Consider the following 20,987-nt stretch of genomic DNA (forward strand, 5'->3'; position numbering starts at 1 on the left):
CCGAGGCAACGTTCACCGGTGCGAGCTCGGCGATTGGCGGGGAATGGTTCGGCAGGCGCCTTCGCGGGCGCGGCTTTGCATCCTTGTGCAGTAGCGAACTAATGACGCCGCCGTGATCGCTGCGCGCACTTGATTGACTTCTGACGACGCGATGACAGACTGGCGCAAAATCCAGGGGAGGATCGCGGTGGCAAACCTCGCGGCCCGGAATCACGTCGAGCGGGTCCTTGCGGTCGCCGCAAGCGAGATGGCTGTCGAGGGCGAACCACGCATCGTCAGGTCCTGGAAGCGATGCCTCGTCGATCACAAGCTGGATCCGGCCCGCGCCGGGCCGCCACGCACGCTGATGCAATCCGAGCTGAAGTACCGCGCCGAGCGGGTCGACCGCCTGCTCCATTTGGCAATGCCCGAACTGGACAATCTTTACGGACTGGTGCGTGACACCGGCTATTGCGTCAATCTTGCTGACGCAAATGCGACGATCCTGTTCAGCCGCCTGCCCGACGGCGAAGCCGCAACCCTCATGCGGCAATGGAAGATCTACACCGGTTCGGTATTCGCCGAGGCCACCGAAGGTACCAACGGCCTCGGCACGGCGCTCGCCGAGCAGCGGGCCATCCTTGTGCATCGCGATGAACATTTTCGCGAACAGTGGTCGATGTTCAGTTGCGCGGTGGTGCCGGTGTTCGACCATGCCGGCCATCTCGCAGGCGCGGTGAACATCACCTCGTGCCGCGGCGATCTCGATCGCGCCGCGCACCAGCTCGCGCTGGCCCTCACGACGCAGGCGGTGCGGCGCATCGAGGAGGCGATATTCCGCTCGAGCTTCCATGACGGCTGGATTGCCACCTTGCCCGGCGGCAGTGCGATGATCGCCTTCGACGACGATCAACGGGTGCTTGGCGCCAGCCGCGCCGCGCGCGACAGTCTCGGGCTGTCCGACGCGATGATCGAGACCGGGCATCCGCTGTCGCAATTCATCCAGTTCGACAGCACGTCGGCGCGCCGGCCCGGCGTGGCACAGGCGCTGCGCGATCGCGAAGGACGGCACCTCGGAGAGGGGCATGTATCGAGTCCGACACGCGCCCGACGGCCGGCCGCGTCGCACGCCGCGCGTACGGCCGATCGGCCGGCGATCCATCACGAGGCGCTTGCCGAACTCGCCGGCGGCGATCCGGCGCTGCAGCGAAGCGTCAGGCGCCTGCTGATGGTCGTCGACAAGGATATTCCGGTGCTGCTGCGCGGCGAGACCGGCAGCGGCAAGGACGTTTTCGCCCGCGCCATTCATGCCGCCAGCGGCCGTGCCGGCGGCCACTATGTGGCGCTGAACTGCGCGGCGATGCCGGAAAGCCTGATCGATGCCGAACTATTCGGCTATGAAAGCGGGGCTTTTACGGGCGCACGCCGCGACGGCTCCAGGGGCCTGATCGTGCAGGCCGACGGCGGGACGCTGTTTCTCGACGAGATCGGCGACATGCCGCTGGCGCTGCAGACGCGGTTGCTGCGCGTGCTGGAAAACCGCGAGGTGTGGCCGCTCGGCGCGCGCAAGCCGGTCGCCGTCAACATCCGCCTGGTCAGCGCGACACATCGCGACCTCGAAGCCATGGTGGCCGAAGGCGGCTTCCGCGCCGACCTCTATTATCGTCTCCGCGGGTTGCAGGTCGATCTGCCCGCCTTGCGCGCACGCGCCGACAAGACCGAGCTGATCGCCCGGATCGCGGCCGAGGAAGCGCCGCAACTGCGCATGTCCTCCGCGGCCTGGGAGACGCTGCTGGCGCATCCGTTTCCCGGCAATATCAGGCAATTGCGGCATGTGCTGCGGCTGTCCGCCTGTACCGCGGAGGGCGGCATCATCGCCGAAGCCGATCTCGACCTGCCGCCGTGCAGCGACGGCGCGACGCCCGGTCTCAAGGCAGCAGAGCGGCACGTCATCGCCGAGGCGCTCAACCGGCACCACGGCGACGTCGCAGATGCCGCGCGAACGCTGCACATCAGCCGCGCCACACTGTACCGCAAGATCAAGGCGCTGAAGATTGCGGTGACGGACCACTAGCGCCTTTGCATCGGGCCCATCGCCATCCTCATGGTGAGGAGCGCGCCGCTTGGCGCGCGTCTCGAACCATGAGATATTGCGCGCCGAGCTTGCGGCCATCCTTCGAGACGCGGTCGAAGGCGACCGCTCCTCAGGATGAGGCAAACCGTCCGTAGCTCTTCAGGATGAGGGAGAGTTTGTGGAGCTCCATCATGAGAAGATGCTCCAGCCGAGCTTTCTCGCCTCGAGATCGCCCAGCGAGACCGCGTCCCTGATGGCGTGGACGCCGTGGAACGCGCCATTGAGGTAGAGCAGCGGTGACGCCGCGCCGCGCATGCCGGCATCGCGCACATCGCCGACGAAAACCGAATGCGTCCTGGTCTCGAATTCCTGCCGCAACTCACAGTCGAACGACACGATCGCCTCCTCCAGCACCGGCGCACCAGTCACCCGGGTGCTCCAGCGCCCGAAGCCGAACCGGTTTTCGCCATCAAAACCCTTCTGTCCGCTGAACGTCAGCGCCAGCGGCATATGCTCTTCGGCGAGAAAGCTGACGCCAAAGCAGCGCTCCTCGCGAATGCGCGGATTGGCGCTGGCCTTGCGATTGACGCAAACCAGCAGCGACGGCGGGTCGTCAGACAGCGAGCACACTGCCGTCACCGTCAATCCGGTTCTGCGGCCCTCCTCGCGCCCGACGGTGACCAGCGCCACCGCGCCGGCGCAGTGACGCATCGCCTTCCTGAAGTCATTTGAGTCCATGGGGCATCCTGTGTCGGATTCGTAGTGCGTAGGGTGGGCAAAGGCGCCCTTGCGCCGTGCCCACCATTGTCGCGCGATGGTGGGCACGCCTCGCCGCGCGATGCGCGGTAGAGGCTTTGCCCACCCTACAGCGACGATGATCAGGCAGCCTTGCCGATCCCCGGTTTGAGATGCGCGAGGCGTGGCAGCACCTCCTGCTTCAGCAGGCGCAGCGAATTGTGCCAGGCTTCCGGCTTGTGCTTGTAGTCAAAGCCGAACACCAGCAGCGTGCCGAAGCCTCCGACCTCATGATAGATCTTCTCGATCTTCTCGGCGACGGTGGCAGGCGAGCCGATGATCCAGTTATGCCTGGCGCAATATTCCACGGTGACATCGCTGTCCGGCACGTCCGGCGCGTGCTTGAGATAGTCCTTGAAGCCGAAGTGGCCGAGCAGCCGCAGGAAGTACTCGCCCATCATCCGGCCCATCATGTCGCCGACCGACAGCCGCCACGCTTCCTCGTCGGTATCGGCCACGAACACCTCGCGCACCATGCGCCAGTCCTGCCGGTTGGGCTTTCGCCCGGTCTTCGCTGCGCCGATTTCGACGGAATCCCAGTGGCTCGAGACGTAGGCCGGATTCAGGTTGAGGCTCATGGGAATGTAGCCGCGTTCGCCGGCCAGTTTCAGCGTATCGGAGCCTTTGCTGAGGCCGGCCACCGCGATCGGCGGATGCGGCGCCTGCAACGGCTTGATGTGCGGCTTCAGGAAGTCGAACATCACGTCCGGCTTGGAGACGGTCCAGTACTTCCCCGTATAGGTCCACGGCGCGTCATCGGACCAGAGCTTGAGGATGATCTCGAGCGCCTCGCGGGTCATGTCGCGATTCTGGCCGGACATGCCGTCGACGTTGAACATCGCCCAGTCGCTCGGCAGGCCCGACGCCGCAACGCCGAAATTCAGCCGGCCTTCGGAGAGATGATCGAGCATCGCCACGCGGTTGGCGAGTTCGGCGGGATGATGATACGGTAGCAGGAATCCGCCAGGCCCGAGACGAATGTTCTTGGTTTGCAGAAAAGCCTGCGCCAGCAGCAGATCGGGCGCCGGATGCGGCTCCCACGGCGCGGTATGGTGCTCGCCGATCCAGGCTTCCTGATAGCCGAGTTCATCGGCCCAGCGCAGCACCTGCAGATCCCAGTCGTGCCCTTCTTTCAGCCCGCACTCCGGCGGATGCGAAGGCATGGTGAAGTATCCAATCTCCATGGCAATTCCTCCCAGTCGTTTGCTCCAAACGCGTCTTGCGCGCGTTGAAGGACACTGGAGCAAGGCCCGTGCCATGGCCCGGAAACCGCTATCGATCGGGATTTGCGACTGATATCAGCCGCCGCAATCGCAACCGCGCAGCAAGGCGGCTGTCGAAGTCTCAGGATTGAGAAGGATACGTCTCACATCTGAGACGCGTGCACCCACGCGCAGCGTGTGGCAGGCGCGAATAGCAAAGGCGTATCCAATATGGAACTGGCGATCCCGGCATGACTCGAACATGCGACCTACGGTTTAGGAAACCGTCGCTCTATCCGGCTGAGCTACGGGACCGCACACCCGGCAAGCGCGGGTGCTTGGTCCACTCCATACCAGAGCCGCGGCGCCGTCGCCACCCCGACGCCAGCGCGACGGCGACCGCTGCGCCGGGGCGTGGGGTGCGGAAATCCGCCCCGCGCGACAGGAAAAGCGGCCTGCCCGGTTGAAACCGGGGCCGATAATGGCGACAATTGGCCGTCACAGACCTCATTTCGGACGTAACGCCGGTGACCACGACCGCCAGATTCATGGTTTTGAACGCCGCCTTCGCCAGCAGCCTCGCGCTGATGCCGACGCCGGCCGGCGCGCAATGGTGGACCGCGGCGCCCGCCGATTTCGAGGACTGCGCCGAACGGGCCGAGCGATCCGGCGGCGGCGGGGACGCCAAGGCCTCGCTGCTGGCCGACTGCGAAGCCAGGTTCGCGGGCCGCCGCAAGGCCGGCGGCGGCTACACCTATCACGACTTCATGCAGAACCGCAGCTTCGACATCGCAGGCCCCAATCCCACGGCGGCCGAACAGAGGATGATCGACGAGCAATACGCCGCCTATCTCGACGGCCACCGCCGCAGCATCATCGTCGCAGCCTTTGCCGAGAAACAGCGCCAGCAACAATTGCAGCAGCAGGCATCGCTCGAACCCGACAAGCCTGCGCCGATCGTCGCGCCCCGGCAGACCCGGCCGGTGGCCGTCGTCAAGCCGCGGCCGCGGCCGAAATCCGCGGATTGCACCGATCCGCTGGCCTGCGGCTGGTCGCGGCTGTCGTCGGGCCTCAAGGATATCACGAAGACCCTGTTCGGCCCCCCGGCAAAAACCAAGCGCAGCTAGGCGATCCGTCGCCGCGAACCGCTAGTCGGCGCTGATCTGGCTGGCGTAGTCGGCTGCCGTCGCCGGCACGAGAGCAGTCGCAACGAGACCGGCCGCAAGCAGCCATATCTTCGGATTCATGAAGTCTATCGAGCGGCCTTGCCTCAGCGAAGACCGCGCAGCGGCTTGTGGGGACGCCGTACATGCAGCCGGGGCCGCGAGATGGTCGCTGGCGGGAACATGGCCGCGCGCCGTTCGGCCAGTCGCGCGTCGTAACCGGGCGACGGCGTCACCGTCGGCGGTGCGGCCACGACCGGCGATGCGGTCGAGCCCAGAAGGCATGAAACGACCGCCATCACGGCGATCGTTTCATGTAGCAGTTTGCTCTGAAGCTTCACAGACATCTGCCGCATGGTCATTCCATCCGCCATCTGCACGGCCCCCAAGCGCCACGCGCAGGGGGCCGAATCAGCTTCAAAGCCGAATATTACTTCTTGGCCTTTTTGGCGGCCGACTTCTTGGTGGTCTTGGCGGTCACGGCCTTCTTGGCCTTGCGACGGCGATGACCGAGCGGAATGCCGAGCTTGATGGCCTTCTGACGCAGCGAACCACCGGTACGCTTCATCTCCTTGGAGATCTTCTCCAGCGGAGTCTGCGCCTTGGAATGCGCCTTCAGCGTCTTCACATCTTCCTTGGTGTATTCGCGACGAACGAGTTTCTTCTTAGCTTTCTTGGCCATATCTGCTCCGATTTAAAGTTGAGTCCTGCGATCAGCACGCGCGGTGCTGATGCTATGAAAGGGATCAAACGCCGGGATCGACGCGCGAACGCGCTCACCACCGTCAAATCACGCGCTACCTATACTAGAGAACAACTGATTGACATAGCCCCCTGCGCCAATACGTCATGTTCTCAATAGGACGACCTGCTCCCGTACCACGTCGCACTCATCAAGTCATTGTTGAGTAAGAGAATTCATTTACTAGCTGTTGACTCAAATTCGGCGCCTGGCCGTCATTCCCCCGTTACTTTGCGAAACTCATAGATCAAATTAAGTTTTGTTTAGGGCGGAAGATGCTACCTGCTGGATTTTAGGGCCGTGAAAGGCTTTTCGCATGCTCTCCGCCGCAGCTCGTCTCATTGACCGCTTCCGCCGCGCGCATCGCGGCAACGTCGGCATCGTCTTCGCGCTCACCCTTGTACCCACGATATCGAGCATCGGCTACGCGATCGACTATTCCCGGGCTGCTCAGATCCGCACCAAACTACAGACGGCGATCGACGCCGCCAGTGTCGGCTCGGTCGCCCAAAAATCCCCGGGCTTCATCGCCGCAGGCTCGATGAGTTCGGACGGTGTCATTCCGGCAGGCGCGACCGACGCGGTCGGAATCTTCAATGGCAACATGGTGGGACAGACGGGCTATACGCTGAACAGCGTTACCGCCACGGTCACGAAGGCGTCCAACCAGGTCACGTCCACGGTGCAGTTCTCGGCGCAGGTGCCGACGACCTTCCTGTCGATCATCGGCCGGAACGTCATGACGGTCACCGGCACGTCGACGTCGGTTGCGACCATGCCGCTCTATATCGATTTCTATCTGTTGCTGGACAATTCGCCATCGATGGGCGTGGCCGCGACGCCGGCTGACATCACATTGCTGCAGTCCAAGACAGGCGGCTGCGCGTTTGCGTGCCACGACACCACCAACGCGAACAGCAACTATGTCATCGCGAAGAAGTGGAACGTGACGACACGAATCGACGTCCTGCGGACGGCGACCCAGCAGCCGATGGACACCGCCACTGCGACTGCGACCTATCCGAGCCAGTTCAGAATGGCGATCTACGACTTTGGCGCGTCATCCGCGACCATCGGATTGCGGAACCTGTTCTTGCTCTCATCGAGCCTCTCGAGTGCCAGGACGGCCGCCGGTAATATCGACCTGATGGCGGTCGCCGGCCAGAACGACTCCTTTACGGCCGACAAGGACACCCCGTTCACCAGCGTCTTCCCTGCGATCAACAATGCGATCAGCTTGCCGGGCACCGGCACATCGTCGTCGCCGCTCAAATATCTGTTCTTCGTGTCCGATGGCGTCGCCGACGAGGCCAACGCGGGCTGCCTCAAGCCGCTGCAGGGTTCGAATCGCTGCCAGTCGCCGATCAATCCGGCACTGTGCACGGCCATCAAGAACCGCGGCATCAAGATCGCGGTCCTGTACACGACCTACCTGCCGCCGACCGACAACTGGTACAGTACGTGGATCGCGCCGTTCAATACCGGGCCTTACGGCCCCTCTCCGAACAGTGAAATCGCACAAAACATGCAGAGTTGTGCATCACCCGGCTTCTATTTCGAAGTGAGCCCGACCCAAGGCATCTCCGAGGCCATGAACGCGCTGTTCCAGAAAGCCGTCGCCAACGCCCGCATCGCTAGCTGAGGCGGCTAGCCGCGGATCGCTTCCGCGGTCAGGCCCGGCGAGCCCTGTGCTTCGGCCTCTGCGCGTTTGACCAGCTCCACGATCCGCCGCGACAGCGGCGCATCGATGCGGTGCCGTTCCGCCAGTTGCACAATCACGCCCTGCAGATAGTCGATTTCGGTGCGTCGTCCGCGCTGCAGGTCATCCCACATGGACGAACGCGCGGTCGGATCGATCTTCATGGTCCGTCCCAGCAGACGCGCAAACAGGAAGTCCGGCAGGCGCAACAGATGCGGCGTGAGGCTGGCCGGGATCGGCGTCGCCGATATCGGCCTGATTCCTTCCGCCTGCAGCACCGCGAGCCCTTCGGCCATCTGGTCGGCGAACAGCCGTCGCCATGCCCGCTGCGCCGGCTGCTCGCGCAGCGGCCGGCCGGACAGTGCGTTCAGCGCATTGTTGAGGTTCACCAGTAACTTGCCCCATTGCACCGCGACGATGTCATCGGCCGGGCGCATGATCAGATCGGTCACCGACAGTTGCGTCGCCGTGCCGGCGGCGTCGCTCTCGATCGCGATGTCGCCGGAGGTGGCGCGATGATAGTGGCCGTCGCCCGGCGCGATCACGTTGAACGGCACCATGCCGCCGAGAACACTCCGGCCCGGCAGCCGCTCGCGCAACACAGCCACATTGCCGACGCCGTTCTGCAGGCTGACGACGACCGCGTCTTCGGCGGCGTGCCGCGCGATCAGGTCCGCGATCCCGGCGGTATCTGCGCTCTTCACCGCAACCAGAATGACCGCCGCGCCATGGAGGATAGTGGCTTCGTCCGACAGGGCCAGGCTGCTGCACAGGTACATGACGGTCCGGGCCGCCGACACCGGTCAGCCGCAGGCCATGCGCCTGGATCTCGGCGGTCACCCGCGGCCGCGCCAGCATGGCAACATCGCGCCCGGCGGCGGCCAGCATGCCGCCAACGAAGCAGCCAATGCTGCCGGCGCCCGCAACTGCAATACGGTTCGTTGCCATCGCTCTACTTCGTCACCTGCTGATTTTGCACCCGTTGGTAGCAAAATGCCTCCGCGCTGGCTACGACCGGGAACCTGCGGGCCTTCCAAGCGTCATAAGGCGACGCTATGTTCCATCCGGGGCCAGCGAAGGAGAGTGCGATGGGTTTGCTCGATATTTTGAACGGCATGCAGAACGGGCCGCGAGGGCCGAGCGATCCGAACGACAAGAGCGGCGGCATGTCGCCCATGACCATGGCGATCCTCGCACTGCTGGCCTACAAGGGCTACAAGCATTTCACCGGCACCCAGCAGGGACAGCCGCAGCCGCAACAGGTGCCGGCGCCGACGACCACGCAGGCCAACGCGCCCGATGGCGGCGGGCTCGGTGGTATGCTGGGAAGCATCTTCGGCGGCAATAGCGGCCAGGCCGGCGGAGGTCTGGGCGGATTTCTGAACGGCCCGCTCGGTGGCCTGCTGGCGGGCGGCGCGGCTGGCAGCGTGTTGAGCGGCGGTCTCGGCGATCTGCTCAAGCAATTCCAGCAGAACGGTCATGGCGAAGTCGCGAATTCGTGGGTCAGCAACGGTCCCAACAAGCAGATCGCGCCCGGCGATCTAGCAAATGCACTTGGCGCCGACCAGATCGAACAGCTGACCTCACGCACCGGCATGTCGCGCGATCAACTGTTGTCCGAACTGAGCAACGAACTGCCCGACGCGGTAAATCAGTTCACCCCCGAGGGTCGAGTGCCGACCGAAGACGAAGCAAAGTCGCGCTGGGTTTGATCGGCTCGCTTATATAAGGATAGTGCCATGCTCTGGATCATCTTCATCGGCTTTGTCGCCGGCATCATCGCGAGAATGCTGTCGCCGGGTCCCAACAATCCCAGCGGCTTCATTCTGACCACTGTGCTCGGCATCGCCGGCGCATTCCTGGCGACCTTCATCGGCCAGCAGATCGGCCATTACGGCCCCAACCAGGGCGCCGGCTTCATCACCGCCACCCTCGGCGCGCTGGTGGTGCTGTTCATCTGGAACAGGCTGGTCGCCCGCCGGGTGATCTCCGATCCCGGCCAGCGTTACTGAGGTCGCGACAAAGCCCCCAATTGTCATCGCCCGCGAAAGCGGGCGATCCAGTACGCCGAGGCAGCCGTGATGGCGCCTCGGCGTCTCCGTTTATTGGATCACCCGCTTGCGCTGGATGACAGTCATTGGATCAGACTCGACGCGGTGCCGTCAGTTCACGACAGATGCATGCCCGCATCCATCCGCACCACTTCGCCGGTCATGTTGCTCGACGGCGCGGTCGCCAGGAAGCAGACCAGGTTGGCGATGTCCTCGGCCGTGGACGCCAGCTTAAGCGGCACTTTGGCGATCACCGCGTCGCGCACCTTGGCGGCGGCCTCTGCGCCGCGGCCCTTGGTGAACCATGGCGTGTCGATATAACCCGGACATACCGTGTTGACGCGGATCGACGGCGCCAGCGCGCGCGCCAGTGACAGCGTTATCGTGTTAAGCGCGCCCTTGCTGGCGGCATAGGCCACCGACGAACCGCCGCCGGTGATCCCGGCCATCGACGAGACATTGACCACCGCGGACGCGCGACCCAATGCCTTGGACCCGGCCTCGAGCAGCGACCGCGCCGCGCGCACCATCTGGAACGGACCGATGGTGTTGACCGCATAGACCTGCTGGAAATCCTCGGCCGACAGCCCGTCGAGATTGCCGTGCGCCACATGCTTGGTCGTGCCGGCATTGTTGATCAGCGCGTCGAGCCGTCCCCATGGCGCGGCGGCGGCGATGATCTTCCGGCAATCCTCATCCTTCGCGACGTCGCCCTGCACCACTATCACCTCGGCGGCACCGGCGCTGCGGCACAGCTCGGCAGTCGCTTCCGCTTCCTTCACGCTCGACGCATAGTTGATGACGATGCGGGCGCCGCCTTTGGCGAGAATCGCCGCCGTCGCCGCGCCCAGCCCCGACGCAGACCCCGTGATCACGACGCACAATTCTTCCTTCGACATCCGCACTCCCCTTTGGTTTCTCGTCCCGCCGCGATGTACCATATCGCCGGCGGATCGGGATACGTCGACGAAGTCCGTTGAACGGAATAACGCCATACATCATGCCGTCACTGCAGGCCGCCCTGCGGACATGCGCGCTTGTCTTCACAGCGCCTTTTGCCCATCATGATTCTCAACAAACGGCAGCACTCCATCGCCGGCGCACCGCCGGTTGAATTGAGATGTGCGCTTTGCCAACGAGGAACGCTGTGACGGAGACCGACAATATTGTTGCCGAGACCGCGGAACGTATTTTTGCCGATCTCGCCGACGCGCAAGCCATCAGCAGGAGCAAGGACGGCGCGTGGGTCGCGCCGCTGTGGCACGCGCTGACCGAAGCCGGCCTGCCGCTGTCCTGGGTCGCTGAAGACTACGACGGCTCCGGCGCGAGCCTCGCCGAAGGTTTTGCCGTGCTCGGCGCCGCCGGGCGTTTCGCCGTGGCAGTGCCGCTTGCCGAAACCATGCTGGCCGGCTGGCTGCTGGCGCAGGCCGGCATTGCGTCGCCTGCCGACACGATGACCGTCGCACCGGCGAGCCCCAAGGATCGCATCACCATCAATGCCGACGGCAGCCTGACCGGCCGTGCCCGCGGCGTGCCGTTTGCCACCCAGGCGGGGCACGTCGCGGTGATCGCCAGCGGCATCGGCGGCGTATCCATCGCGCTGGTCGCGGCCAGCGCCTGCCGTATCGAGGCCGGACTCAATCTCGCCAGCGATCCGTCGGACACCGTGATCTTCGACAATGTGCAGCCGATCGTGCTCAAGCCGGCGCCCAATGGCTTCGATCAGACGTCGCTGATGCTGATGGGGGCGGTGGCGCGCAGCCTGCAGATTGCGGGCGCGCTGGAAACCATGCTCGACATCAGCGTGCGCTACGCCGGCGAGCGCGTCGCCTTCGAAAAGAAGATCTCCAAGTTCCAGGCCGTGCAGCACAACCTCGCCAGGCTCGCCGGTGAAGCCGCCGCCGCGCTGGCCGCCGCCACCTCGGCCGCCGACGCCATCGCCAGCGGATCGGCATTCGAGGAGACCGTGTTCCTCGAAGCGGCGGCAGCCAAAATCCGTTGTTCGGAAGCTGCCGAAAAGGGCGCCGCCATCGCCCATCAGGTGCATGGCGCCATCGGTTTCACCCAGGAACACATCCTGCATTGCTACACGCTGCGCGCGCTGGCCTGGCGCGACGATTTCGGCTCCGAGAGCTACTGGGCCGTCGAACTCGGCAAGATGATTGCTGCGCGCGGCGCCGATGAATTGTGGCCGCTGGTGGCGTCGCGCTGATCCCTGAACTTCCCTTGCTTCTGAGACGAGACCGACCATGAGCGCAGCCCTCCGTTTCGATCCGATCCGCCTGCCCGAGGAATGCGAGGTGCTGCGCCGCGAAGTGCGCGCCTTCCTCGCCGAGGAGATCGCCGCCGGCACCTTCGATCCGCACAAGCCGCAGCGCGAGGATTCCGATGCGCCGGAATTTTCGCGTCGCGTCGGCGAACGCGGCTGGCTCGGCATGACCTGGCCGAAGCAATATGGCGGCCACGAGCGCAGCTTCCTGGAGCGCTACGTCGTCACCGAGGAAATGCGCGTGGCCAATGCGCCGGTGCGGCGCTTCTTCGTCGCCGACCGCCAGAGCGGCCCGGTGCTGCTGAAATACGCGCCCGAGCACATCAAGATGGACATCCTGCCGCGCATCTGCCGCGGCGAAGTCTGCTTCTCCATCGGCATGAGCGAGCCGAACTCCGGCTCCGACTTGTTCGCGGCCAAGACCAAGGCCACCAAGACCGACGGCGGATGGCTGATCAACGGCAGCAAGATCTGGACCACCTCGGCGCACATCGCCGACTACATGATCGCCATCTTCCGGACGTCGCCCTCCACCAAGGAGAACCGCAGACACGGCCTGACCCAGTTTCTGGTCGACATGAAGAAGCCGGGCATCGCGGTGAACCCGATTGCGCAGATCACCGGACAGTATGAGTTCAACGAGGTGGTGTTCACCGACCACTTCATCCCCGATGACTACATGCTCGGCGAACTTGACGGCGCTTGGAAACAGGCAACGTCCGAACTCGCTTATGAGCGATCGGGGCCGGAGCGCTTTCTCGAGACCTATTACGTGCTGACCGAGCTGGTCCGCGCCGTCGGCAAGAATCCGGACACCCGCAGCGCCGAGGGCATCGGCCGTCTGGTCGCGCAGCCGCACACCATGCGGCGGATGTCGGTGTCGGTGGCCGGCATGCTGCAGGCCGGCAAGGAGCCGGTGGTGGAAGCCTCCATCGTCAAGGACATCGGCACCATCTGGGAGCAGCAACTGCCGCACCGGGTCCGCGAGCTCGCCGCTTTCGTCGAAGGCGACCCGTCGAACCACGCCACCCTGGACGAGATGCTGTCCTTCGCCATCAAGACCGCGCCGAAGCTGACCATCCAGGGCGGCACCACCGAAGTGCTGCGCGGCATCATCGCGCGCGGGCTGGGGCTGCGGTGAACTCTTCACCTCTCCCCGTTGGGGAGAGGTCGACCGGCAAAGCCGGTCGGGTGAGGGCCTTCTATTCTACAGTGCCCCCTCTCCCCAACGGGGGGAGGGAGCGACGGCGCCCAGTTGCGACATATTCCAATCATCAGCCTTACGGAGACTCCATGACCACCTACAAAGACATCGCCGTCGAGACCCGCGGTCACATCGCGATCATCGAGATCCGCAAGCCGCCGTTCAACTTCTTCGACATCATGCTGATCCAGCAGATCGCCAATGCGCTTGACGCCATCGACGCCGATCCGGAGATCCGCGCCACCGTGCTGTGCGCGCAGGGCAAGGCATTCTGCGCCGGCGCCGATTTCAGCGATCCCAACCGCAAGGAAACGGAAGCGGCGGCGAAGAGCGGCGATCCCGCCGACAACCTCGGCTCGATCGGCCATCTCTACATGGAGGCCGTGCGAGATCTTCCGCGCGAAAAAGCCGATCGTTGCGGCCGTGCAGGGCGCGGCCATCGGCGGAGGGCTTGGGCTCGCGGTGTCGGCGGATTTCCGAGTCACCTGCCCCGAGGCGCGTTTCGCCGCCAACTTCACCAAGCTCGGCTTTCATCCTGGTTTCGGCCTCACCGTGGCGCTGCCAGAGATCGTCGGCAAGAACAATGCCGAGCTGATGTTCTACACCAGCCGCCGCGTCGGCGGCGAAGAGGCGCTGAAGATGGGCCTCGCCAACCTCTGCGTTCCCCAGGCCGAGGTGCGCGATGCTGCCATCAAGCTGGCCGAGGAAATCGCCGAATGCTCGCCGCTCGGCCTGCTCTCGACCCGCGCTACCATGAAAGGCAACATCGCCGACCGCGTCGCTGCCGCAACCACGCATGAACTGGCCGAACAGACAAGGCTGCGCGCCACGGAAGACTTCAAGGAAGGCGTCAAGGCCACCGAGGAACGCCGGGTGGCAAATTTCAAGGGACGCTGATTCGTTCGCGCGGCCTTAATGGCAGCGCGACGCCGCAATGGCGTGCAACCGGCGGTCGCCCAGCACATGGGCGACAAAGCCGAGTGTCTGGAAGATCCGCGCAAAGGCGGCAGCGCGGATGTTCAGGCCGCCGGTATAGGCGCCGAAGGCCGGCATGATGGCGCGCGCGCCATCGCTGGCAAAGCAGCGCCGCTCCATGGAACGCCCGCGGGTCGACACCCGTGCCTTGGGATGCAGATGGCCGGCGATCTCGCCCGCAGCACCGGTCGGCTCGTGGCGGAACACGATGGGGCCGATGGCGACGTCCTGCGCCACCACGCCGCCGAGATTGGACGGCAAAGCGGGATCGTGATTGCCGGAAATCCAGATCCAGTCGCGGCGCAATTGCAGCGCACTGAGGACATCGCGGTTCGGCTGCGACAGCCGCTCATGGGCATTGCGATCATGGAAGGAATCGCCGAGCGCAATCACTGTGCGCGGATCGTGTCGCGCGATCACCGCGCCGAGCCGGCCCAAAGTGGCAATGGTATCGTAGGGCGGCAGCAGCGTGCCGCGCATGGCGAAGCTGGAGCCCTTCTCCAGATGCAGGTCGGAGACCGCCAGCAGGCGCTGCTCTTCCCAGTACAACGCGCCGGACAGATCGGCATGGAGCGTGACGCCGGCGAGGGTGACGGCGTTGATATCTGTGAGGGTCGATTCGCGGTGCATGCTCTTTTGTAGCCCGGATGGAGCGTAGCGCAATCCGGGACCCTCGTTTCAGCTCCACAGCCCCGGATTGCGCTTCGCTCCATCCGGGCTACCGATCGCTACGACGTGGCTTCCCTGACAAGCTCCTCGGCGGCTTCCGCCAGCAACTCGTCTGACGCTTCGCCGTACACCGGTTCGCGGCCGATTTCCAGCATCACCGGCACCGCCAGCGGCGACACCCGGTCGAGTTCCCGGTGAATGATGCTGCCCTTGATTCGCGTCAGCGCGTCGCTGAGGCGACGGATATCGAGCAGGCCGGTGGCGGCGTCGGCGCGGGCGGCGCGCAGCAGCACGTGATCGGGCTGGTGCTTGCGCAGCACGTCGTAGATCAGGTCGGTCGAGAACAGCACCTGGCGCTTGCTCTTTTCCTCGCCGGTAAAGCGCCGCGGTACCAGGCCGGAGATCACCGCGCAAGTGCGGAAGGTGCGCTTCATCAGTGCGGATTCCGCCAGCCATGCCTCGAGGTCGTCACCCAGCATGTCGGGATCGAACAGCGCGTCGAGATCGAGCGTGCCGTGGCGGATCATGTGCGACATGTCGCCGAGACTCCACACCGCCAGCGCATATTCATTGGCGACGAAGCCGAGCGGCCGGGCACCGCCGCGCTCCAGCCGGCGCGTCAGCAACATGCCCAGCGTCTGATGCGCGAGACGGCCCTCGAACGGATAGCACACCAGGTAATTCTTATTGGCGCGCGGAAACGTCTCGACGATCAGCTCGCGCGCACCAGGCACCAGTGACAGATCGGCCTGCAGCGACAGCCAGTCGCGCACCTGGTCGGGGAGCGTGCTCCATGCGCGCTTGTCGGCCAGCAGATTGCGCACCCGTTCGGCGAGATAGGTGGAGAGCGGAAACTTGCCGCCCATATAGGACGGCACCCGTGCGTCCTTGTCGTGGGCGCGCGACACATAGACCTGATCTTCCATCAGCGCTTCGTAGCGCACCACCTCGCCGCCAAACACGAAGGTGTCGCCGACCACCAGGTTCTCGATGAAGTACTCCTCGATCTGGCCGAGCATGCGACCGCCGCGCGCGATCATGCCGGTGGATCCCTTGCTTTTTCCCTGGTCGCCGCCGCGGCCGCCGCGCACCAGCCGCACCTTCAGCATGGTATCCTCGACGATGGTGCCGACATTCATGCGGTACATCTGCCGCACCTTGGGATTGGTGACGCGCCAGTATCCCGCCTTGTCCTGCTTGATGCGCGCGAAGCGCTCATAAGTCTTCAGCGCGTAGCCGCCGGAGGCCACGAAATCGAGGGTGTCGTCGAAATCGACGCGGCTGAGCTCGGCATAGGGCGCGGCGGACAGCATCTCGTCGTAGAGTTCGTCGGCCAGGAAAGGCTTGCCGCAGGCGCAGCCGAGGATGTGCTGCGCCAGCACGTCGAGCGCGCCGGTGCGCAACGGCGGCGTGTCCTGCGCGTTCTCCGCCACAGCATCGATGGCCACGGCACATTCCAGCACCTCAAAGCGGTTGGCCGGCACCAGCACCGCGCGCGAGGCCTCGTTGAGGCGGTGGTTGGCACGGCCGATGCGCTGCATCAGCCGCGACGCGCCCTTGGGCGCGCCGACATTGATCACCAGATCGACGTCGCCCCAGTCGACGCCGAGATCGAGCGACGAGGTACAGACCACGCCCTGCAATCGGCCGGCGGCCATGGCGTCCTCGACCTTGCGGCGCTGCGCCACATCCAGCGAGCCGTGATGCAGGGCGATGGCCAGGTTGTCGTCGTTCATGCGCCAGAGTTCCTGGAACAGCATCTCGGCCTGGCTGCGGGTGTTGACGAACACCAGCGTGGTCTTGTTGCCCTTGATCAGGTCGTAAATTTCATTGAGCGCATGGCGCGCCGAATGGCCGGCCCACGGCAACCGCTCTTTGGTGTCGAGCATCTCCACGATGGGTGCGGCAGCGCCGCCGGCGACCACGATATCGGCCGCGGCTATGGCACCCACCGGCTGCGGCACCAGAAACCGCGCCAGCGATTCCGGCTCGGCCACCGTGGCAGACAGGCCGATGGCGCGGATATCAGGCGCCAGGCTGCCACAATCTCGCCAGCCCAAGCGACAAGAGGTCGCCGCGCTTCGAGGTCACCAGCGCATGCAGCTCGTCGAGCACGATGCGCTTCAGCGAGCCGAACAGAAACGGCGCATCGTCGGACGACAGCAGCAGCGCCAGCTGTTCCGGCGTGGTGAGCAAGATGTCCGGCGGATAGCGGCGCTGCCGGGCGCGGCGCGACACCGGTGTGTCGCCGGTGCGGGTCTCGACCTTGATGGGCAGCCCGATCTCGGCGATCGGCGCTTCCAGATTGCGCGCAATATCGACGGCCAGCGCTTTCAACGGCGAGATGTACAGCGTGTGCAGGCCGCCGGTGCGCTGCACGCCGTTGCCGGTGGAGACGAGGGATCTTTCTTTCCCCTCCCCCAAGCGAAGCGAAGCTTCGCAAGGCGGGGGGAGAGGGGAGCGACAGCGCTTTTTCTTCATCCCCACTCAACTCCACCAGCGTCGGCAGAAATCCGGCCAGCGTCTTGCCGGCGCCGGTGGGAGCGATCAGCAGGGCCGAGCGATTGGCGCGGGCCTTGGCAAGCAGTTCCAGCTGGTGCGCGCGCGGCGACCAGCCGCGCGCGGCGAACCAGCGCGTGAATATCTCGGGCAGTTCAGGCGGCGGAACGGGTTTTCGCGGAGGCACAGGGAGAAGCTAGGCATTCACGCCCGTCATTGCGAGGCGCCCTTGCGACGAAGCAATCCAGTCTTGCCTGTGGCTTGCTGGATTGCTTCGCGGAGCCGGACCCGGAGGCTCGCAATGACGTCGTGAGGCGTCCCGCTATTCCGTGACCGGCTTGTCCGACAGCACCCAGTCCTTGCCGTCGAACTGCTGGGTGAACAGAGTTTTCATCGGCGCATAGTCGGTGGCGGTGTAGCTGTAGCTGACGCCCTGCAGCATCTGCGGCGCACGAAAACCGTTGAGGCCGATGGCCTGCTTCAGCACGTTTTCGCGGGTCAGTTCGTCGCCGCAGCGGCGCAGGATCTCGGCCATGGACACCGCCTGGCCATAGCCGAAGAACGCGATGGAATTGTCCGCGGCGATGTTCGGCAGATATTTGGCCCGCAGCGCTTCGAACGCCATGACGTCGGGATCCTTGGCGTAGCGCGGCGCGCCGATGTCCTTGCCATAGGCGATCGAAACGATGCCCTTGGCGTTGTCCAGACCTGCGGCGTCGAGGATCGAACGCCCCGTCGAGCCCGCCGACAGCAATTGCAGTGGCTTCCAGCCGAGTTCGACCACCTTGCGGATCGACTGCGACGTCGCCTTGCCAGTGGTGATGTTATAAAAGACGTCGGCGCCGGACTTCGACAGGTTGATCGGCTGCAGAATCCACCGTGGGCTCGGTGAGATCGTAGCTTTGCTCCGCGATCACCGACGCCTTGCCACCGGCCTCTGCCAGCACCTTCTTGAACGGCGCGAGAAAATCGCGGCCGAAATCGTCGTTCTGGTAGAGAATGGCGACCTTGGCGTTGGGCTTCACGCTGAGAACGTATTTCGCCAGAATTTGCGCCTCGGTCGGATACAGCGGCAGCCCGGCCATGGTCCATTTGTTGTTCTTCGGGTCGTTCCACTTCGAGGCCCCGGTGTTCAGCAGCAATTGCGGCACGCCCTTGCTGTTGAGATATTTGTGCACGGCGGTCTGCGGCGCGGTGCCCAGCGAACCGTACAGCGCCAGCACCTCATCCTGCTCGACCAGCCGGCGCGTTGCCTCCACCGCCTTGGGCGCGCTGTAGGAATCGTCCATGGTCAGGAACTTGATCTTGCGGCCGTTGATGCCACCGCTTTCGTTGAGCTGCTGGAAATAGGCTTCGCCGACACGGCCGAGCACGCCATAGAGCGAGCCGGGGCCGCTATGCGGGATGGTCTGACCGATCTTGATTTCGGTGTCGGTGGCGCCGGGATCGTATTTCTTGTCGGCGGCAAGCGCCCCGGGCGCCGTTGCTGCCAGGGTTGTCGCGATGGCGGCGACAGCCGCTGACCGTATGACGCAGATGTGACGCGCAGCCATGTGGTTTTCTCCCCTGATGCCCGGCTCCGCTTGTGCGGGCCATTTTCTTGAGCCGTGCGTCCGTTCGACGCTTTGACGGCCTGCGGTCATCCTGTGCGGGGCCGGTTTGGATGGCAAGTGCCCTGACAGGCTGGGATTTTCCGGAGTTCCCAATCGCCGCGAATCAATGCGGCGCGCCTGCCTTGCGCGGCGCCGCCGTCCGGCAATGCGCCATCGGCCATATCCGGGGGGTGGCGGCGGCCGGGCAGCCCAACTTTAACGTCATTCCGGCGAGGCCAGGTTGCATTTCAAGGCACTGTGGCGGCCTGGGCACAGACAATCCGGGGGATCTCCAGTATTTTCGGACTTCAAATTAATCGGGGTCTCTAATGAAACGTATCCTTCTTGCCAGCGCCGCGCTCCTCGGAACCGCTGTAAGTGCGCAGGCCGCCGACATGGCCGCCAAGGCCCCCTATTACAAGGCGCCGCTCGTTTCGGTCTACAACTGGACCGGCTTCTACATCGGCGTGAACGCCGGTGTCGGCACTGCCCGCGACCGCACCGGACACAGCTTCACCGGCGATTCGCTGTACCAGGCCCCGAACGGCGGCTTCGGCGGCGGTCAGATCGGCTACAACTGGCAGGCTGATTCGCTGCTCGGCCCGATCGTGTACGGCATCGAAGCCGACATCCAGGGCGCCGGCCTCTCGGACGGTTATCCTGCCGTTGGCGGCGGGCTGATCGGCGGGACGCTGACCACCTACAACACCAAGAACGACTGGTTCGGCACGGTTCGCGGCCGCGTCGGTCTCGCGACCGGTCCGGTGTTGAGCTACTTCACCGGCGGTTACGCCTATGGCAACGTCAAGACCACGATCACCGAAGGCGGCGCGACCGCGTTCACCAACAACCGCACGCAGGGCGGCTGGACCGTCGGCTCCGGCGTTGAAGCCGCGCTCGGCGGCAACTGGACCGGCAAGATCGAATATCTCTACCTGAACCTCGGCAACAAGAGCGATGCGTTCGCCGGCCAGGTCTACGCCAGCGAATTCCGCGAAAGCCTGTTCCGCGTCGGCCTGAACTACCGCATCGGCGGCACCAATGCCGGCTACACCGCCCCGGTGGCGGCGAACTGGACCGGCTGGTATCTCGGCGGCAACGTCGGATCCGGTATCGGCCGCAATCGCAGCACGCTTGCCGGCGCCCCCGGGGTTGAGTCCTTCAACCTGGTTCCCGACGGCGTCGTTGGCGGCGTGCAGGCCGGCTACAACTGGCAGGCCGGCAACTGGGTTTACGGCATCGAAGCCGACATCCAGGGCTCCAGCCAGAAGGACAACAAGACCACGGTCGCTCTGGGCGGCGTCGCCTATGACCAGAAGCTTCCCTGGTTCGGTACCGTTCGCGGTCGCCTCGGCTACTCGGTCGGTCAGACCCTGTTCTACGCCACCGGCGGTTACGCTTACGGCAGCGTAAAGACCAAGATCAACGCTGGCGGCGTCCAGATTGCCAGCTTCTCCAAGACTGGGGATGGCTACGCAGTCGGCGGCGGCATCGAGACCCCGTTCAAGCTGCTCGGCCTGTTCGGGCCGAACTGGACCTCGAAGACCGAATACCTCTATGTCGATCTGGGTTCCAGCTCGAACGCCTTCGTCGGAACTGTTCCCGGTGTCGGAGCGGCTGCGCTCACCTCGTCCACCTCGGTCAAGGAGCACATCTTCCGCACCGGCCTGAACTACCACTTCAACACCCCGGTCGTTGCCAAGTACTGATCCCGGCAAACTCCCGAAACTTCAAAACCCCGGCGTCGCGGCCGGGGTTTTTGTTTGCAGAGTGCTCAGGCCCTTCCGCCGTCATCGCGAGGTGTCCTTCCGATGAAGCAATCCGGCGTCCCTTGCAGCCTCTTGATGCTTCGCCCGCAAGCACGGCGCCTGGCCTTGCGGCCTGACGGCCACGGCCAACGGCCACGCTGAAACGAAAATCCCGGCCTCGCGGCCGGGGTTTTCGCTTTGCGGCAAATGCCCGGCTATTTGCGGGAACAAAATTAACCTGAGAGCAGCATTATCCAATTACCACAGGCCGTAACTTCAGCGTTACGGACAAAATCCATATGTCCCCATGGACGGCCAGCCGAACT

At 64.7% G+C, this 20,987-nt stretch carries 13 protein-coding genes, 1 tRNA gene and 5 pseudogenes; 9 read left to right on the forward strand and 10 right to left on the reverse strand.

Going from position 1 to position 20,987, the window contains the following annotated elements; all coding sequences use genetic code 11:
- The first annotated feature begins 187 nt into the window (after positions 1 to 187).
- A complete protein-coding gene (locus ACUXVA_RS03375; RefSeq protein ID WP_265081588.1) occupies positions 188 to 2,053 on the forward strand; it encodes a sigma-54-dependent Fis family transcriptional regulator in 1,866 nt (621 codons plus the stop codon).
- Positions 2,054 to 2,242: 189 nt separating this feature from the next.
- On the opposite strand, the gene ACUXVA_RS03380 is transcribed toward ACUXVA_RS03375, so the two are convergent.
- The 3 genes from ACUXVA_RS03380 to ACUXVA_RS03390 form a co-directional block, all read right to left on the reverse strand.
- Positions 2,243 to 2,791: a flavin reductase family protein gene (locus ACUXVA_RS03380; RefSeq protein WP_445490830.1), complete on the reverse strand. Its 549-nt coding sequence runs from the start codon at positions 2,789 to 2,791 to the stop codon at positions 2,243 to 2,245.
- Positions 2,792 to 2,931: 140 nt separating this feature from the next.
- Positions 2,932 to 4,032 (reverse strand): LLM class flavin-dependent oxidoreductase, encoded by a 1,101-nt coding sequence (locus tag ACUXVA_RS03385; RefSeq protein WP_445490832.1) that lies wholly within the window; start codon positions 4,030 to 4,032, stop codon positions 2,932 to 2,934.
- A 256-nt stretch (positions 4,033 to 4,288) separates the two neighbouring features.
- A tRNA-Arg gene (locus ACUXVA_RS03390) sits at positions 4,289 to 4,365 on the reverse strand.
- Between the two features lie 233 nt (positions 4,366 to 4,598).
- Between ACUXVA_RS03390 and ACUXVA_RS03395 the strand changes: the two genes are divergently transcribed.
- Positions 4,599 to 5,177, forward strand: coding sequence for a hypothetical protein (locus ACUXVA_RS03395; RefSeq protein WP_445490834.1), 579 nt, complete (start codon positions 4,599 to 4,601; stop codon positions 5,175 to 5,177).
- Positions 5,178 to 5,320: 143 nt separating this feature from the next.
- On the opposite strand, the gene ACUXVA_RS03400 is transcribed toward ACUXVA_RS03395, so the two are convergent.
- Both ACUXVA_RS03400 and ACUXVA_RS03405 read right to left on the reverse strand, forming a co-directional pair.
- A complete protein-coding gene (locus ACUXVA_RS03400) occupies positions 5,321 to 5,575 on the reverse strand; it encodes a hypothetical protein (protein WP_265081584.1) in 255 nt (84 codons plus the stop codon).
- A gap of 137 nt (positions 5,576 to 5,712) precedes the next feature.
- Positions 5,713 to 5,895: pseudogene (locus ACUXVA_RS03405) on the reverse strand (hypothetical protein); the annotation flags it as partial.
- A 376-nt stretch (positions 5,896 to 6,271) separates the two neighbouring features.
- Between ACUXVA_RS03405 and ACUXVA_RS03410 the strand changes: the two are divergent.
- Positions 6,272 to 7,597, forward strand: a complete 1,326-nt coding sequence (locus tag ACUXVA_RS03410; protein ID WP_445490836.1) for a TadE/TadG family type IV pilus assembly protein — start codon at positions 6,272 to 6,274, stop codon at positions 7,595 to 7,597.
- A gap of 5 nt (positions 7,598 to 7,602) precedes the next feature.
- Here the strand turns inward: ACUXVA_RS03410 and ACUXVA_RS03415 are convergent.
- Positions 7,603 to 8,602: pseudogene (locus tag ACUXVA_RS03415) on the reverse strand (2-dehydropantoate 2-reductase).
- Between the two features lie 140 nt (positions 8,603 to 8,742).
- Between ACUXVA_RS03415 and ACUXVA_RS03420 the strand changes: the two are divergent.
- Positions 8,743 to 9,366, forward strand: a complete 624-nt coding sequence (locus tag ACUXVA_RS03420) for a YidB family protein (RefSeq protein WP_265081581.1) — start codon at positions 8,743 to 8,745, stop codon at positions 9,364 to 9,366.
- A 27-nt stretch (positions 9,367 to 9,393) separates the two neighbouring features.
- Positions 9,394 to 9,666, forward strand: coding sequence for a GlsB/YeaQ/YmgE family stress response membrane protein (locus tag ACUXVA_RS03425; RefSeq protein ID WP_265081580.1), 273 nt, complete (start codon positions 9,394 to 9,396; stop codon positions 9,664 to 9,666).
- A gap of 155 nt (positions 9,667 to 9,821) precedes the next feature.
- Here the strand turns inward: ACUXVA_RS03425 and ACUXVA_RS03430 are convergent, their stop codons facing one another.
- Entirely contained in the window at positions 9,822 to 10,604 is a 783-nt protein-coding gene (locus tag ACUXVA_RS03430; protein WP_265081579.1) for an SDR family NAD(P)-dependent oxidoreductase, read from the reverse strand.
- Positions 10,605 to 10,852: 248 nt separating this feature from the next.
- On the opposite strand from ACUXVA_RS03430, the gene ACUXVA_RS03435 reads away from it, so the two are divergent.
- The 3 genes and pseudogenes from ACUXVA_RS03435 to ACUXVA_RS03445 all read left to right on the forward strand — a co-directional run bounded on the left by ACUXVA_RS03435 (position 10,853) and on the right by ACUXVA_RS03445 (position 14,075).
- Positions 10,853 to 11,917, forward strand: coding sequence for an acyl-CoA dehydrogenase family protein (locus ACUXVA_RS03435; RefSeq protein WP_265081578.1), 1,065 nt, complete (start codon positions 10,853 to 10,855; stop codon positions 11,915 to 11,917).
- A gap of 37 nt (positions 11,918 to 11,954) precedes the next feature.
- The gene (locus ACUXVA_RS03440; protein ID WP_445490840.1) at positions 11,955 to 13,115 is read left to right on the forward strand and encodes an acyl-CoA dehydrogenase family protein; all 1,161 of its coding nucleotides are present in this window, start codon (positions 11,955 to 11,957) and stop codon (positions 13,113 to 13,115) included.
- Positions 13,116 to 13,267: 152 nt separating this feature from the next.
- Positions 13,268 to 14,075: pseudogene (locus ACUXVA_RS03445) on the forward strand (enoyl-CoA hydratase/isomerase family protein).
- Between the two features lie 15 nt (positions 14,076 to 14,090).
- On the opposite strand, the gene pdeM reads toward ACUXVA_RS03445, so the two are convergent.
- From pdeM to ACUXVA_RS03460, 3 genes and pseudogenes are all read right to left on the reverse strand, one after another.
- Positions 14,091 to 14,783: a ligase-associated DNA damage response endonuclease PdeM gene (gene pdeM / locus ACUXVA_RS03450; RefSeq protein ID WP_445490842.1), complete on the reverse strand. Its 693-nt coding sequence runs from the start codon at positions 14,781 to 14,783 to the stop codon at positions 14,091 to 14,093.
- Positions 14,784 to 14,881: 98 nt separating this feature from the next.
- Positions 14,882 to 17,508, reverse strand: a pseudogene (locus tag ACUXVA_RS03455) (ligase-associated DNA damage response DEXH box helicase).
- 135 nt (positions 17,509 to 17,643) lie between these two features.
- A pseudogene (locus tag ACUXVA_RS03460) lies at positions 17,644 to 18,874 on the reverse strand (ABC transporter substrate-binding protein).
- Positions 18,875 to 19,242: 368 nt separating this feature from the next.
- Here ACUXVA_RS03460 and ACUXVA_RS03465 point away from each other — a divergent pair.
- Positions 19,243 to 20,622, forward strand: coding sequence for an outer membrane protein (locus ACUXVA_RS03465; RefSeq protein WP_445490844.1), 1,380 nt, complete (start codon positions 19,243 to 19,245; stop codon positions 20,620 to 20,622).
- Positions 20,623 to 20,987 lie beyond the last annotated feature (365 nt).

Source organism: Rhodopseudomonas sp. RCAM05734 (genome assembly GCF_052658035.1).

Coding starts and splice junctions, on each gene's coding strand:
- ACUXVA_RS03425 (WP_265081580.1), top strand. CDS start 9,394: ATGCTCTGGATCATCTTCATCGGCTTTGTCGCCGGCATCATCGCGAGA.
- ACUXVA_RS03440 (WP_445490840.1), top strand. CDS start 11,955: ATGAGCGCAGCCCTCCGTTTCGATCCGATCCGCCTGCCCGAGGAATGC.
- pdeM (WP_445490842.1), bottom strand. CDS start 14,783: ATGCACCGCGAATCGACCCTCACAGATATCAACGCCGTCACCCTCGCC.
- ACUXVA_RS03420 (WP_265081581.1), top strand. CDS start 8,743: ATGGGTTTGCTCGATATTTTGAACGGCATGCAGAACGGGCCGCGAGGG.
- ACUXVA_RS03380 (WP_445490830.1), bottom strand. CDS start 2,791: ATGGACTCAAATGACTTCAGGAAGGCGATGCGTCACTGCGCCGGCGCG.
- ACUXVA_RS03465 (WP_445490844.1), top strand. CDS start 19,243: ATGAAACGTATCCTTCTTGCCAGCGCCGCGCTCCTCGGAACCGCTGTA.
- ACUXVA_RS03385 (WP_445490832.1), bottom strand. CDS start 4,032: ATGGAGATTGGATACTTCACCATGCCTTCGCATCCGCCGGAGTGCGGG.
- ACUXVA_RS03430 (WP_265081579.1), bottom strand. CDS start 10,604: ATGTCGAAGGAAGAATTGTGCGTCGTGATCACGGGGTCTGCGTCGGGG.
- ACUXVA_RS03410 (WP_445490836.1), top strand. CDS start 6,272: ATGCTCTCCGCCGCAGCTCGTCTCATTGACCGCTTCCGCCGCGCGCAT.
- ACUXVA_RS03395 (WP_445490834.1), top strand. CDS start 4,599: ATGGTTTTGAACGCCGCCTTCGCCAGCAGCCTCGCGCTGATGCCGACG.
- ACUXVA_RS03400 (WP_265081584.1), bottom strand. CDS start 5,575: ATGACCATGCGGCAGATGTCTGTGAAGCTTCAGAGCAAACTGCTACAT.